The following is a 15220-nucleotide window of genomic DNA, read 5'->3' as shown; positions in this document are numbered from 1 at the left end:
TCATTCCCGCACATGCGGGAATCCAGTTTGTGCTGGGTCCCCGCTGTCGCGGGGACGAGCGGCGTTAAGAGCCAGGGGACCAACAAAGCATGCTGATCACGTCCGCGATCATTTCGGGCATCGGCCTCGGCTCCATGTACGGACTGATCGCTCTCGGCTTTCACGTCACCTATGTCGTCTCGCACACTGTGAATTTTTCGCAGGGCTCGGCGATGATGCTGGGCGCCGTACTGGGCTATACATTCGGCGTCACGCTGGGCTGGCCGATCCCGCTTGCGGTGGTCGCTTCGCTGTTGCTTTGCGGGTTGTTTGGGCTGTTGGTTGAACGAACGCTCGTCCGGCCTTTCGCAGAGCGTGGCTCGAATGCCTGGCTGATGGCCACAGTCGCCGGCGGCATCGTGCTCGATAACGTCGTCCTGTTCACGTTCGGCAAGGAGCCGCGGAGTTTTCCGTCGTTCCTGGCGCAAAAACCGGTCGAGATTTTCGGCGCCGGTGTTTATCCGCTGCAGCTTGTTATCCCCGTGGTCGGCGTCGGCGCTGCGCTCGCGTTCCATCTGCTCGCGCATCGCACCCGTTACGGCAAGGCTCTGCTGGCCGTGGTGCAGAACCCCGACGCCGCGCGGCTGATGGGTATCAACGTGCGAATGATCGTGGCCGCCTCCTTCGCGATTTCGACAATGCTGGCTGGCGTGGCCGGGCTTCTGATTGCGCCGCTGTTCAGCGTTCACTCTGAAATGGGCGTTCTGTTCGGCATCAAGGCCTTCGCGGTGGCCATTCTCGGCGGCATGACCTCGGCCTGGGGCGTTGTTCTGGCCGGTCTTGCCTATGGTCTGATCGAGGCGCTGGTGACCGCTTATCTCGGTTCGACCTACACGCAGATCGTGGTGTTCTCGGTGATCATCATTGCGCTCGCGGTCATGCCGAATGGTCTGCTCGGCCGCGCCGCCGTGAACAAGGTCTGACGCGATGCAGGACATCCTTCGTCAGATCGCGACGCCGATCGCCATTCTCCTGATCACCGCCGCCGGTCTTGCCGTGGGAGCTTATGGCGAAGGCTATACGCATTTCATTCTTGCGCTGGTCGCACTGACCACCATCGTCGGCGTTGGTCTGAATATTCTCCTCGGTCTGACCGGGCAGGTCTCGCTCGGCCATGTTGGTTTCTATTCGATCGGCGCCTATACCGCCGCAATCCTTACCCTGAAAGGCGTGAGCTTCTGGATTGCTTTTCCCGTTGCGGGGCTGATCGCTGGCATTGTCGGCGGTCTTCTGGCGCTGCCGGCGTTGCGTGTCACCGGACCGTATCTGGCCATGGTGACCATTGCCTTCGCCTTCATCGTCGAGCACGGCACCATCGAGTGGCGCGATCTGACCGGCGGCCAGAACGGCCTGATGGGAATCGTGCCGCCCACGATCGGCGACTATGCGTTCGGCGAGCGCGAGATTGCCTCGATGGCCGTGGTCTGCGCCGGGCTTGCGGTGTTGTTCTTTTATCGATTTGCCGCAAGTGCCTGGGGCAAGGGCATGGTGGCGGTGCGCGATGCGGAGGTTGCAGCGCGCTCCATTGGTCTCAATCCGGTGATCGTGAAGACGACGGCTTTTGCTTTATCGGCCGTTCTGACCGGACTTGCGGGTGCGATGTTTGCGCCGCTGCTGATGTTCGTCGCACCGAGCAACTTTCCGTTTTCGCAGTCCATCCTGTTCCTTCTCGCGGTGATCGTCGGCGGTGCCGGCTGGACGCTGGGGCCGGTGGTCGGCGCGATCGTCAGCGTCGTTTTGCCGGAAATGCTGGCAGGTCTTGCCGAATACCGGCTGCTGTTCTTCGGCAGTCTTCTGCTGGTCGTGCTGTGGCTGGCGCCGGATGGTGTGATCGGCACCGTCGCCAAGCTCTGGCGCCGGATCGATCCGCGTTCGGCCGTGGCGGGTCATTTCGATCTTGCGGCATTCCTCAAACCGACAACGCCACATGCGCTTGTGGTCCGCGATGTCGGCATTGCATTCGGTGGCATTCGGGCCGCTTCTGATGTCAGTTTCGAAGCCAGTCCCGGCAAGGTGACCAGCATCATCGGTCCGAACGGAGCGGGTAAAACCACGGTTCTCAATATTGTCGGCGGCTTTTATCGTGCCGATACCGGTTCGGTGCGGCTCGGGGACAAAGAACTGGCAGGCGCGCCAGCCTGGAAAGTCGCACGAGCGGGGATTGCCCGCACTTATCAGACGACCAAGCTGTTCGGTTCATTGAGCGTTCTGGACAATGTTCTGATCGCGTTGCGCCGGGGACAATTCGGCGTGTCAGGCGACAAGAACGAAGAGCATAAAGCGGCGGAGGCTTTGCTCGCTTTCGTGGGCTATTTCGGGCCGCTGGCGACGCCGGCCGGCGATCTGCCGCATGTCGATCGCAGGCTGGTCGAGATCGCCCGCGCGCTCGCATGCCGGCCGGACGTGCTGCTGCTGGATGAACCCGCTGCGGGATTGATGCGGGCCGACAAGGACAGTCTGACGAAGCTTTTGCGCCAGATTGCGAATTTCGGCATCGCCGTCATCCTCGTAGAACATGACATGACGATGGTCATGAGCATCTCCGATCATGTCGTCGTGCTGGATGCCGGGACCGTTATTGCGAGAGGAACGGCGGCGGAAGTGCGGCACAATCCGCGTGTTCTGAAGGCGTATCTCGGCGGCGGCGACATGCGCGAGCGGCCGCGCAAAGCAGAATTCGAGCCGGAGGCGAATGCTATCCTCTCCGTCGTCAAACTGACCGCCGGCTATGGCGCGGCGCCGGTGCTCGACGATGTCACCTTCGACGTGCGACCCGGCGAGATGGTGGCGCTGCTGGGTGCCAACGGCGCCGGCAAGTCGACCATCATGCGCGCCTTGTCCGGATTGCTGCGGCCGGTGGACGGCAACATCGTGCTTGACGACAAGGCGGTCCAGGCACTCGAAGCCTACAGGATTGCGCGGGCTGGCCTCGCGCTCGTGCCGGAGGGCCGCCAGGTTTTCGGCGAAATCGATGTGCGCGACAACCTCGTGCTTGGCGCCTTCTCGCGCAAGGACGCCGATCTCGATAACGAGATCGAAGCCTTGCTCAAGCGCTTCCCGCGCTTGCGCGATCGCATCACCAGCAGAGCAGGTCTGCTCTCCGGCGGCGAGCAGCAGATGCTCGCCATCGCCCGAGGCCTGATGGCCAATCCGCGCGTGCTGCTGCTGGATGAACCTTCGCTCGGGCTTGCGCCGGCGATGATCAATGAATTGTTCGATGTGCTCGCCGAATTGCGCGATGAGGGCGTGACGATCCTTCTCGTGGATCAAATGGCCGCGCTGGCGCTGACGGTTGTCGATCGCGGCTATGTCCTTGAATCGGGCAAGATCGTCCACGCCGATACCGCTGCGGCGCTCGCCAGCGATCCGGCGCTTGAAGCCGCCTATCTCGGGCGCGTCGAAGCCGCTCAATAAGCCGAATAACAAGAAAAGACCGGACATGAACTTCGATCATATCCTGCGCAATGCGCGTATCATGAGCGACAGCGAGCCATGCGACATCGGCTGGCGCGATGGCCGCATCGCGGCGATTGAGCGAAAGCTGATTTGCGATGCACCAAGTACGGATGCGGGCGGGCGCCTCGCGGTGCCGGGCTTTGTCGACACGCACGTCCATCTCGACAAGTCCTGCATTCTCGGCCGCTGCAATTGCAGAGAGGGCACGCTCACCGAAGCGATTGCCGAGACGGCGGCGGCCAAGAAAACCTTCACCGAAGACGATGTTTATGCCCGTGCGAAGCGCACGCTGGAAAAAGCGATCCTGCAAGGCACGACGCATATGCGCACGCATGTGGAAGTCGACCCGCGCATTGGCCTGACCAGCTTCCGCGCCATCAAGCGGCTGAAAGCCGACTATGCCTTTGCCATCGATCTGCAGATCTGCGTGTTCCCGCAGGAAGGGCTGCTGAACGATCCCGGCGCTGAGGAACTGCTGGTCGAGGCCTGCGGGCAGGGCGCCGATGTGATCGGCGGATGCCCTTATACCGACAGCGATCCCGACGGACAGATTGCTCGCATCTTCGCCGTCGCCAAGCGCTTCGATATCGACATCGACTTTCATCTCGATTTCGATCTCGATCCGAGTGCGATGTCGTTGCATGAAGTGTGCCGGCAAACGCAGGCTCATGGTTGGGGAGGGCGCGTTGCCATCGGCCATGTCACGAAACTGTCGGCGCTCGGCGCCGCACAGCTTAACGAGATTGCCGATCTGCTGGCGCGCTCCGGCGTGGCACTGACCGCATTGCCGGCGACCGATCTCTTTCTGATGGGCCGCGAGCATGAGCACAGCGTGCCGCGCGGCGTGACGCCGGTTCACCGCCTGATCGAACGCGGCGTCAATGGATCGCTGGCGACCAACAATGTGCTGAACCCGTTCACGCCGTTCGGCGATTGCTCGCTGATCCGCATGGCCAATCTCTATGCCAATGTCGCGCAGATCGGCCGACCGATCGACATGGAGCTGTGTCTCTCGCTCGTCACCGAGCGGCCGGCGACACTGATGAACCTGCGCGACTACGGCATCGCCATCGGCAAGGCGGCCGATCTTGTTGTGCTCGATTGCGAGGAGGGCGCATCGGCTGTTGCGGAAATTGTGCAGCCCTTGATGGTGTTCAAGCGCGGCCGCATGACCGTGAAACGGGACGCAGCAAGATTGCTGCGTCCCGAACTTGCTGGGGTGGCTGTGTCACCCGAAGCGGCTTAGAGCCTGTCCGGCTTTGATAAAGCCGGGACGCTAGCCTATTGTTTGACGCGCGAACCGGTATCCATTTCTAGGCTTGCGCTAAAGCTGAGTTTCGATCGCGGCCTTGTCGATGACCGACCATACTGCTGCGATCCGTGTATCTCGAAACTCATAGAAGACGTTTTCGCTAAACGACACTCTCTTGCCGTTGACAGGAAGACCAAACAGGATGCCTCTCGGCGTGCAGTCGAACATCAGGCGGCTTGCGACACGAGGCGGTTCGGAAATCAGCAGACGGATATTGAAGTAAAGATCCGGAATCGCGCGAAAATCTTTTTCCAGCATTTCGCGATAGCCTGGCAACCCGATGCGTTCGCCATTGTAATGAACGTCGTCATGAACGAACTGCCACAAATTCGTCCAGTCCTGTTTGTTCAGGCAGGCTATGTAGTCTCGGTAGATATCGGAGAGGTCGACTCTCGTCATGGCAGGTGTACCAATGTTTCTCGAGGTTTCCCCTGCAAAGTAGGGCGACGCTTGAATTCTGCAATTGGAATCGAATCTCGGAAAGACAACGCGGTCCCGTCCTGTCATTCAGGATTGTCCCGACGCCGCTTGATATGCGCTACACCGCGTCGGCCCAAGATTTTGCAGCCTTCGTGTCTTTGACCGGCGATACGCCAAACATCCGGCCATATTCGCGCGTGAATTGCGAAACACTCTCGTAGCCAACTGCGAACGCGGCGCTGCTCGCCGAAGCGCCTTCCGACGTCATCAGCCGGCGTGCTTCGATGAGGCGCAACTGTTTCTGGAACTGCAGTGGCGAGAGCGACGTCACCGCGCGGAAGTGCTGATGGAATGACGACGGACTCATGCCGGCGACAGCGGCCAGCCGCTCGACCGGCAAGGCTTGAGCGAATTCGGTTCGAAGGACTGCGACCGCGCGCGCCACACGCTGTGCATGACTGTCCGGATAGCCAAGACGTCGGATTGCGGCACCGTGTCGACCTGCCAACAGCCAGTAATGCATTTCGCGCACAAGCTGCGCTTGCAGCACCGGCACAGATGCGGGCCGATCGAGCAGACGCATCAGCCGCAGCGCTGCATCGGTGACTTCGGCATCTGTCGGCTCGACGCGCACGGGCCCGTCGTCGAGAACCGGCGCTGCCTTCATCTCTGCGGTCAGTTCTGCGATCACCGACGGGTCCAAGTCCAGGACGAGCGAGAAATAAGGTGCTGCGCTGCTCGCGCGCGTGATCTGGCTCACGGTCGGCACATCGGCGGTGATCAGCAGCGAGTCTCCGGCGCTGAAGGTGAAAGCCTGCTCCCCCATGGTGACATGCTTGGTACCCTGCACCACGAGAGCGACGAGCGGCCTTGCGATCGCATAGTCGAGTCCGGTGGGCGCGGTGGCGCGAATGGCGGTCAGGCCGGGTATGGGCGTCCGGGCGATGCCGGCCGGGTCGGCATAGGCGTCCGTGTAACGGCGAACCGCATTGAGGAGCGTGGTCATACGATGAGCCTAGCCCATCGCAGGCTGCATCGCACGTCATTTTGTAGGATTAGGCAAAAAACGTCGAGGTTCCGGCAACACCGCCGGGCTCCTGGGCTGCATATCGAGGCAGCCACATTACGGGAGACAGAGATGGCCAAAATCACTTTGATTACCGGTGCTAGCCGCGGCCTTGGCCGCAACACCGCGTTGAGCGTCGCCCGCCGCGGCGGCGACGTCGTCCTCACCTACCAGAGCCGGGTAGAAGATGCGCAGGCCGTTGTTGCAGAGATTCAGGCAATTGGTCGGAAGGCGGTCGCGCTCCAGCTCGACACCGGGAAGGTCGCAACTTTCGCATCATTCACGGAACGCTTGCGGACGACGCTCCGCGAGACCTGGCAACGCGAGACGTTCGATCACCTCGTGAATAATGCCGGCCATGGCGATTACGCCCTGATCAGCGACACGACCGAAGAGCAGTTCGACAGGCTGGTCAATGTCCACTTCAAGGGTGTGTTCTTCCTCACCCAGGCACTGCTGCCGCTGATTGCGGACGGCGGCCGCATCGTGAACCTGTCATCCGGCCTCACCAGAGTCTCCGCCCCCGGCTGGTCCGCTTATTCGGCCATGAAGGGCGCGGTGGAAGTGCTTACCGTCTACATGGCGAAGGAATTCGGCAGTCGCAGGATCGCGGTCAACACGGTGGCGCCCGGAGCGATCGAGACCGACTTCTTCGGCGGTGCTGTTCGTGACACGCCGGACTTCAACAAGTTCTTCGCAGAGATGACGGCGCTTGGCCGCGTTGGCGTGCCGGACGATATTGGGCCAATGATCGCGAGCCTGTTGTCCGAAGACAACCGTTGGATCAATGCACAGCGGATTGAAGTGTCCGGCGGCCAAGGCATCTGATCGGAATGGATCGCGCCGCTATCATCATGTCACGATGATGAGCGGCGCTGTCCGTCTCCACAGTCGATGGCCCGATCAGGAGGCCAGCTTCATCGCTGCAGCCTTGGCTTCCGGCACGACGTCGTGATCGTAAAGCCGCTTGCGGAACGAGGCATGCGCGGTGATCTCGGCGTCGCGCCTGGCGACGTCGCCGTGGAAGGTGTCGTAACGCAAGCCATTTTCGCGGGCACCGCGCTGAACACTGGCAACACGATCGCGACGGAGGTTTTCGTAAGCTTGCAGAGCGGCAGGCGCATGCCCTGCGTCAGTATTGGCCAGGATCGTCGCCAGCGCCATGCCATCCTCGATCGATTGATTGGCGCCCTGACCGAGATGGGGAAGCATCGGATGCGCCGCATCGCCAAGCAGCGTGAGCCGTCCCTTGGTCCATGTCGGCAGCGGCTCGCGATCGTAGAGCGCCCATTTGAACGTGGTCTCAACCTCCTTCAGGAGCCCTTGAATGCGCGGATCCCAGCCGGCGAATTCGCGACGCAGCGCATCGGGGTCGCCCTGCGCCGACCAGGATTCTTTCATCTGCTCATCGGCCGGAACAAAGCCGACATAGTTGATGAGCTGACCTGCGCGCACCGGGAAGACGAGGAAGTGTTTGCCCTTGCCGAGCCACATCAGCCAGGAATTGGTCGGCCAGTGCGGTACGCGTTCATGCGCAACAAGACCACGATAGGCAACGGTGTTGGAGAAGACAGGATTGGACGGCGGGAAAACGAACGGCCGCAATTCGGAGTGAATGCCGTCGGCGGCGATCACGATATCGGCTTCCGCAACGGCACCATTGGCGAATGAGACCTTTGCCTTGTCGCTCGTCCGTTCGAAACCGATGCAGCGATGGCCGGTATGGACAACGCCAGCAGGCAATGTCTCGGCCAGCATCTCGACGAGATCGGCGCGATGCATGCCGAATGTCGCATTCCAGCCTGCCGAATCCGTGACCTGAACTGGCGCAATCATCGTGCCGTCGTCACGAAAATATTGCGAACCCGCACCGACACGGGCGCCCCATTTCTCAAGCGAGGGGCCGAGCCCCACACGCTCAAGCTGCCGTGCGCTGTTGGGGGTGATGTAAACGCCCGCACCAACCTCGCCGAGCTGCGGTGCCTGCTCATAGACGAAGACCTGCAGCCCGTGGGCAATCAAGGCATTTGCAGCGAACAGCCCGCCAATTCCACCGCCGACAATCACAATATTGGGTTGCGCGCTCGCCATCGTTTCCTGCCCTTTTCTTTGAGGGTGTCACGTCACGCCGAACGTTCGGAGAGCGGACACCTGCGACATCAAAAATGCTTCAGAAGCTCATTGATTTCAAGCTATTCTGCTGTCAGGTAGTTTACGCGGCACCCGGACCTCACGGCGTGCGGGCGCCAAAAACTAGAAGAAAAAATAATGGGAAGAAATGTTCTTGGGAGGATTTCAGGTGCTTCAGACTGATGCGATAGGTTGCGCCCGCCGGCATGCTCGCTGTGTCATGGCTCTTGTCTTTGCCGCGGCCATGCTGCTTGGCGCTCCCGCCAGTTGGGCCCAGGATTATCCGAACCGGCCTGTGAAAATCATCGTGCCGTTCCCGGCCGGCGGCACCGCCGATGCTGTGCCGCGTCTTGTCGCCGAATGGCTGTCGCGCAAATGGGGGCAACCGGTGGTGATCGAAAATCCGACCGGTGCTGCGGGGAATATCGGCACGGATCAGGCCTATCGTGCCGAACCGGATGGCTACACGCTGTTGTCCGCGCCGCCGCCGCCGCTGGTCATCAATCTTAATCTTTATCCGAACCTTCCGTTCGACCCGATGAAGTTCGAGCCGATCGCCATCCTGGCGCAGGTGCCGAATGGCGTGATCGTCAATCCGAGCAGGGTCAGCGCCAAGACCCTGCCGGAATTCCTCAGCTATCTGAAAGCCAATCCGGGCAAGGTGACATCGGCGACGCAAGGCAACGGCACGACATCGCATCTCACCTCCGAGATGCTGCAAATGATGGGACAGGTGAAGGTTCAGCACATTCCCTATCGTGGAACGGCGCCGGCATTGCAGGACCTGTTGTCGGGTAATGTCGATTTCATGTGCGATAATCTCGGCGTGTCGTTGCCGCTGGTCGATAGCGGCAAGCTGCGCCTTTTGGCGGTGGCCTCGCCGAAGCGCATGGCGTCGTTACCCAATATGCCAACTGTTGCAGAAACTTTGCCGGGATTTGAATCAGTTGCCTGGTATGCGGTGGTGGCGCCACCGAAGACACCGAAAGCGATCACCGAAAAGATCAATGCCGACATCAACGAGGCTTTGCGTGATCCGCAATTGCAGGACCGGCTGAAGAAGCTCTCGGCAGAGGTCGTTGGCGGCTCGACCGAGGCCACAGCCAAGTATCTCCGGGACGAGGTCGAGCGCTGGCATAAGGTGATCAAGGCCGCGAATGTAAAACTGCAATGATTTGTGAAGTCGCCATGATCGCCGGTCGCGACATCGCGCGTGGCCAAGCAAGACAGGACATATCGGCCGGCCAATGCAATTAAGAACCAACTTGTCTCGAATGTCGGCGGCGATCGTCGAGAAATAGTAAGGTCCGACCGTCATAGCGGGAGGCGTGCATCAGCACCTCCCTCGACTTGGAGCCCGGCCGCCACTGGCGCGCCGGGCCTTTTTTCAGTTGCGGGCGAGCAGCGGCGGAGAGAGCCGGGCGCAGCGGTCAGCCCGTCAATCGGCCTGCGATGAAGGCATCAACGACAGCGCGATGGCGCATAACCGGACAGTTCGAGACGTGTCGGATGCTTGGCATCCGCGCAGACTCGTCAATCTCGATCGGTAGAGGAGGCTGCCGCGAGAGCGAGCAGAACCAGACGCCATCGTCAATGGCGACTCTGCGAAGCGACCATGCTGGCATTTTCCAGTTCGATGAGCATCAAGATCGCATCGACGAAGGCGCCTGACTTGATCTTCCGATCGAAATCGGAACGCGCCCTCAGCGATCAGATGACTCGCCGCGCCGTCAAATGTCTTCGGAAAGCCGTAGGATTTCGAGAGGGATGTGCCCGCGATGTCATAAGTGCCGCATATATGAAAAGGCATGGCCGGCGGGGTCCGGAAAGGCCGTCAATTCCCAACTTTGTCGAGCGTATTTATGAGATTCCTATAAAATTGCGCCCGCTCCCTCCTCGAAAAAATACGTTCAGCCGACATCTAATGGATCGGTAGCTTTCCGGATTCGGTCGAAAGCGCACTTCGCCACGACTGAATTGCCGCTGAGGAGTTCCGAAATGACGGACCTGGTCATGCTGGCCATAGGCCTTGTGTTTTTCGTGCTGACGCTGGGCTACGCCTATGCGTGCGCAAGACTCTGAGGAGGCGGCAATGATCCTCGACTATTCACTGGCCGGCCTCGTGACCGCAATTCTTCTGGTTTACCTCACTTACGCTTTGCTTCGGCCAGAGCGGTTCTAGAGCCTTTCCGGCTTTGATGGAATCAAAGCCCGAGACTCTCGTTTTTGTTTGACGCGTTTTCTTCACGCGAACCGGTACCGACTTCGCTCGAAAACGCTCTGAAAAGGCATTCACACATGACCGTCAACGGTTGGATACAGATCCTGATTTTCTGCGCGATCATCGTCGCGCTGGTCAAGCCGATCGGCTGGTATATGACGCGCGTCTTCAATGGCGAGCGGACATTGCTGTCGCCAGTTCTTCGTCCGGTCGAGGTCGGGCTTTATGCGCTCGGAGGTATCGACGAGAAACGCGAACAGAGCTGGCTGACTTACGCCGTCGCGATGCTGATATTCCATATCGCAGGTTTCGTGTTGCTCTACGCCATTTTGCGGCTTCAGCCATTTTTCCCGTTCAATCCTCAGGACATGGCGGCCGTGCCGGCCGATCTGTCCTTTAATACAGCAGTAAGTTTTGCCACGAACACGAACTGGCAGAACTACGGCGGCGAGAGCACGCTATCCTATTTCACGCAGATGGCAGGCCTGACCGTTCAGAATTTTCTGTCGGCGGCCGTCGGTATCGCGATTTCGATCGCGGTCATCCGCGGGTTCGCGCGCGCGTCGGCTCAATCGATCGGCAATTTCTGGGTCGATCTTACCCGTTGCACGCTTTATATCCTGCTGCCGGCCTGCGTGGTGCTGACGCTGATCTATGTCGCGCTGGGCGTGCCGCAGACCTTGTCCGGTTACGTTGATGCGACCACACTGGAAGGCGGTAAGCAGACGATCGCGCTTGGTCCGACCGCGTCCCAGCTCGCGATCAAAATGCTGGGAACGAATGGTGGCGGTTTCTTCAATGCCAATTCGGCGCATCCGTTCGAAAATCCGGGTGCCTTGTCCAACCTGATCCAGATCGTCTCGATCTTTGCGCTGGGCGCTGCCCTGACCAATGTCTTCGGCCGCATGGTCGGTAACGAGCGGCAGGGATGGGCGATCTTCGCCGTCATGGGTGTGCTGTTCCTCGTCGGTGTTGCCGTCACCTATTGGGCGGAAGCATCCGGCACGACGGCACTCAATGCGCTCGGTCTCACCGGCGGCAATATGGAAGGCAAGGAGGTCCGTTTCGGTATTGCCCTGTCCGCGCTGTTTGCGGTGATCACGACGGCGGCGTCCTGCGGCGCGGTCAACGCGATGCACGATTCCTTCACCGCACTGGGCGGGATGATCCCGATCATCAATATGCAACTCGGTGAAATTATCATCGGTAGCGTCGGCGCCGGCCTCTACGGCATGCTGATCTTCGTGGTGATCGCGATGTTCATCGCCGGTCTCATGGTTGGCCGGACACCGGAATATGTCGGCAAGAAGATCGAGGCGAGGGAAGTCAAGATGGCGATGCTGGCCATCCTGTGTCTGCCGCTGTCGATCCTCGGATTCACGGCCGCCGCCAGCGTTCTGCCTTTTGCGGTGTCGTCGATCTCCAATCCCGGACCACACGGGTTTTCGGAGATCATGTACGCCTACACGTCTGGAACGGCGAATAACGGCTCGGCTTTCGGCGGCCTGAGTGGCAATACGCTCTGGTACAACATCACGATCGGCCTTGCGATGCTCATCGGCCGTTTCCTGGTCATCGTGCCGGCGCTTGCGATTGCAGGTTCGCTGGCAGCCAAGAAAACAGTGCCGGCTTCGGCCGGGACGTTTCCGACGCATGGACCGCTTTTCGTGGGCCTTCTCACCAGCGTCATCCTGGTTGTCGGCGGCCTCACATTCTTCCCTGCACTCGCACTTGGTCCGATCGTCGAGCATCTCGCGATGATCAACGGCACCTTGTTCTGATCAGGGATTTTCGGAGCTTAATCGATGGAAATGATAAAAAATTCCAAGCGTGCGCCGGTGACGGCGATGCTTGACTCCAAGATCGTCATTCCGGCGCTTGGCTCGGCTTTCGTCAAGCTCGATCCGAGGACGCTGATCAAGAATCCGGTGATGTTCGTTCTTGAGATCGTGACGATCCTGACCACCATTCTCTTGATCCGCGATGTCGTGACGGGGGCAGGGAATATTGGCTTCGGCTTCCAGATCACATTGTGGCTCTGGTTCACGGTCCTGTTTGCGAATTTCGCCGAAGCGATCGCCGAAGGCCGCGGCAAGGCGCAGGCGGCATCGTTGCGTCGGACGCGGACAGAATCGCAGGCCAAGTTGCTGACCAGCTCCGACATCAAGAGCTACAAGATCGTTCCGGGCACCAGCCTGAAGGTCGGCGATATCGTGCTGGTCGAAGCCGGCCACACCATTCCGTCGGACGGCGAAGTGATCGAAGGTGTGGCCTCCGTGAACGAAGCGGCGATCACCGGCGAATCCGCTCCCGTGATCCGTGAGTCCGGCGGTGACCGTTCGGCCGTCACCGGCGGCACGCAGGTGCTGTCCGACTGGATCCGCCTGCGGATCACGGCAGCGCCAGGCTCGACCTTTCTTGACCGGATGATCCGGCTGGTCGAAGGTGCGGAACGCCAAAAGACACCGAACGAGATCGCACTCAATATTCTGCTGATCGGTCTCACTCTCATTTTCGTCTTCGCCACGGCCACCATTCCGAGCTACGCCGCTTATGCCAACGGCGCGATTTCGGTGATCATCCTTGTTGCGTTGTTCGTGACGCTGATCCCGACAACCATTGGCGCGTTGCTCTCATCCATCGGCATTGCCGGCATGGATCGGCTTGTCCGGTTCAATGTGCTGGCCGTGTCGGGCCGTGCGGTGGAGGCCGCCGGCGACGTCGATACGCTGCTGCTCGACAAAACCGGCACCATTACGCTCGGCAACCGGCAGGCCACCGCGTTCAAGCCGCTGCCGGGCGTGACAGAGCGCGACCTGGCCGACGCCGCGCAGCTTGCATCGCTGGCAGATGAAACGCCGGAAGGCCGCTCGATTGTTGTGTTGGCCAAGGAGAAATACGGCATCCGCGGCCGCGAGCTGGCAGACATGAAGGCCAACTTCATTCCCTTCACCGCGCATAGCCGCATGAGCGGCGTCGAGGTGGATGGCTCCTGGGTTCGCAAGGGTGCGGTGGATTCGATCCTGAAATTCCTGAATTCGCCGGCCGCAAGTTCCGGTGGGGGCCGTAGGGTCCAGCCGCCGGTTAGTCCCGACACGATCCGCGAGGCGCAGGCGATTTCGGACAGCATCGCCAAAGCCGGCGGCACGCCGCTCGCCGTTGCCAAGGACGGCAAGCTGCTCGGTCTTGTGCATCTCAAGGATATCGTGAAGGGCGGTATCCGCGAGCGATTTGCCGAGCTTCGCCGGATGGGCATCCGCACCATCATGATCACCGGCGACAATCCGATGACGGCGGCCGCGATCGCCGCGGAAGCGGGCGTCGACGATTTTCTTGCGCAGGCGACACCTGAAGACAAGTTGCGACTGATCCGCGATGAGCAGGCCAAGGGCAAACTCGTCGCCATGTGCGGTGACGGCACCAACGATGCGCCGGCGCTGGCTCAGGCCGATGTCGGCGTCGCGATGAATACCGGCACGCAAGCCGCGCGCGAAGCGGGCAACATGGTCGACCTGGATTCGAATCCGACCAAGCTGATTGAGATCGTCGAGATCGGCAAGCAACTGCTGATGACCCGCGGTGCGCTGACAACATTCTCGATCGCGAACGATGTGGCGAAGTATTTCGCGATCATTCCAGCGATCTTCCTCACCTTCTATCCGCAATTGCAAGCGCTCAACATCATGAATCTGACGACGCCGCAGAGCGCGATTTTGTCCGCGATCATCTTCAACGCTCTGGTCATCATCGCGCTTATTCCTCTGGCGCTGAAGGGCGTGGCTTATCGCGCCATCGGCGCCGGGGCGCTGTTGCGGCGGAACCTGCTTGTTTACGGGCTTGGCGGCATCATCATCCCCTTTGCCGGCATCAAGCTGATCGATATGGCCGTGACGGCCATGGGATGGGCATAATGGGATGGGCGTAAGGAGAACGAGATCATGTTGAAAGAAATTCGTCCTGCGATCGTGCTTCTTCTTGGGCTGACCCTGATTACCGGTCTTGCGTATCCGTTGGCCATGACGGGGATTGCCGGCGCAATCTTTCCGTCCCAATCCAGTGGCAGCATGATCGAGCGTGATGGCACGGTGATCGGTTCGGCCTTGATCGGTCAGGAGTTTAAGAGCGATCGCTATTTTCATGGCCGCCCCTCTGCCACGACGGGACCTGACCCGGACGACTCGTCGAAGTCCGTGCCAGCGCCCTATAATGCGGCCAACTCGATGGGCTCGAACCTTGGGCCGACAAGCCAGGCTCTGGCTGACCGCATCCGGGGCGATGTGGAAAAGCTGAAGGAGGAGGGCGCCGGAACTGTCCCCCCGATCGATCTGGTCACGGCGTCGGCCAGCGGGCTCGATCCCCATATCTCACCGGAGGCGGCCCTGTTCCAGGTTCAGCGTGTGGCCAAAGCCCGCAACATGCCCGAAGCGGCTCTGCGGCAATTGGTTAATGACAATATCCAGGGCCGTTTGCTCGGAATCCTGGGTGAACCGCGCGTCAATGTTCTTGCGCTCAATCTGGCCCTGGACCGGGCCGTGCGATAAGGCTTTTGCAATTCCTATCGAGACTGGAATGAGGG

At 60.4% G+C, this 15220-nt stretch carries 12 protein-coding genes; 9 read left to right on the top strand and 3 right to left on the bottom strand.

Going from position 1 to position 15220, the window contains the following annotated elements; translation table 11 throughout:
• Positions 1 to 89: 89 nt before the first annotated feature.
• Genes CAK95_RS27645 through CAK95_RS27635 form a run of 3 tightly spaced genes read left to right on the top strand, consistent with a single transcriptional unit; the run spans position 90 to position 4741 of the window.
• Entirely contained in the window at positions 90 to 962 is an 873-nt protein-coding gene (locus CAK95_RS27645) for a branched-chain amino acid ABC transporter permease (protein WP_425349654.1), read from the top strand.
• A gap of 4 nt (positions 963 to 966) precedes the next feature.
• The gene (locus tag CAK95_RS27640) at positions 967 to 3453 is read left to right on the top strand and encodes a branched-chain amino acid ABC transporter ATP-binding protein/permease (RefSeq protein ID WP_086090887.1); all 2487 of its coding nucleotides are present in this window, start codon (positions 967 to 969) and stop codon (positions 3451 to 3453) included.
• 25 nt (positions 3454 to 3478) lie between these two features.
• Entirely contained in the window at positions 3479 to 4741 is a 1263-nt protein-coding gene (locus CAK95_RS27635; protein ID WP_086091697.1) for an amidohydrolase family protein, read from the top strand.
• A gap of 78 nt (positions 4742 to 4819) precedes the next feature.
• Here CAK95_RS27635 and CAK95_RS27630 read toward each other — a convergent pair whose 3' ends face one another.
• Complete coding sequence (locus CAK95_RS27630; RefSeq protein WP_086090886.1) at positions 4820 to 5206, bottom strand: ester cyclase; 387 nt, start codon at positions 5204 to 5206, stop codon at positions 4820 to 4822.
• 139 nt (positions 5207 to 5345) lie between these two features.
• Positions 5346 to 6233 (bottom strand): AraC family transcriptional regulator, encoded by an 888-nt coding sequence (locus CAK95_RS27625; RefSeq protein WP_086090885.1) that lies wholly within the window; start codon positions 6231 to 6233, stop codon positions 5346 to 5348.
• Between the two features lie 132 nt (positions 6234 to 6365).
• Between CAK95_RS27625 and CAK95_RS27620 the strand changes: the two genes are divergently transcribed.
• Entirely contained in the window at positions 6366 to 7121 is a 756-nt protein-coding gene (locus tag CAK95_RS27620) for an SDR family NAD(P)-dependent oxidoreductase (protein ID WP_086090884.1), read from the top strand.
• Positions 7122 to 7196: 75 nt separating this feature from the next.
• On the opposite strand, the gene CAK95_RS27615 is transcribed toward CAK95_RS27620, so the two are convergent.
• The gene (locus CAK95_RS27615) at positions 7197 to 8384 is read right to left on the bottom strand and encodes an FAD-dependent monooxygenase (protein ID WP_086090883.1); all 1188 of its coding nucleotides are present in this window, start codon (positions 8382 to 8384) and stop codon (positions 7197 to 7199) included.
• A 259-nt stretch (positions 8385 to 8643) separates the two neighbouring features.
• Here CAK95_RS27615 and CAK95_RS27610 point away from each other — a divergent pair, with 259 nt between their 5' ends.
• From CAK95_RS27610 to CAK95_RS27590, 5 genes are all read left to right on the top strand, one after another.
• Positions 8644 to 9597 (top strand): Bug family tripartite tricarboxylate transporter substrate binding protein, encoded by a 954-nt coding sequence (locus CAK95_RS27610; RefSeq protein WP_157699772.1) that lies wholly within the window; start codon positions 8644 to 8646, stop codon positions 9595 to 9597.
• Positions 9598 to 10515: 918 nt separating this feature from the next.
• Entirely contained in the window at positions 10516 to 10605 is a 90-nt protein-coding gene (locus tag CAK95_RS27605; protein WP_120265377.1) for a K(+)-transporting ATPase subunit F, read from the top strand.
• Between the two features lie 116 nt (positions 10606 to 10721).
• A complete protein-coding gene (gene kdpA / locus CAK95_RS27600; protein WP_086090880.1) occupies positions 10722 to 12425 on the top strand; it encodes a potassium-transporting ATPase subunit KdpA in 1704 nt (567 codons plus the stop codon).
• A 24-nt stretch (positions 12426 to 12449) separates the two neighbouring features.
• Positions 12450 to 14555: a potassium-transporting ATPase subunit KdpB gene (kdpB, locus tag CAK95_RS27595; protein ID WP_086090879.1), complete on the top strand. Its 2106-nt coding sequence runs from the start codon at positions 12450 to 12452 to the stop codon at positions 14553 to 14555.
• 27 nt (positions 14556 to 14582) lie between these two features.
• A complete protein-coding gene (locus CAK95_RS27590; protein ID WP_086090878.1) occupies positions 14583 to 15185 on the top strand; it encodes a K(+)-transporting ATPase subunit C in 603 nt (200 codons plus the stop codon).
• Positions 15186 to 15220 lie beyond the last annotated feature (35 nt).

Source organism: Pseudorhodoplanes sinuspersici (genome assembly GCF_002119765.1).
Taxonomy (GTDB): domain Bacteria; phylum Pseudomonadota; class Alphaproteobacteria; order Rhizobiales; family Xanthobacteraceae; genus Pseudorhodoplanes; species Pseudorhodoplanes sinuspersici.
Note: the sequence above shows the minus strand (reverse complement) of the source record. Positions and strands in the feature narration are given on the sequence as shown.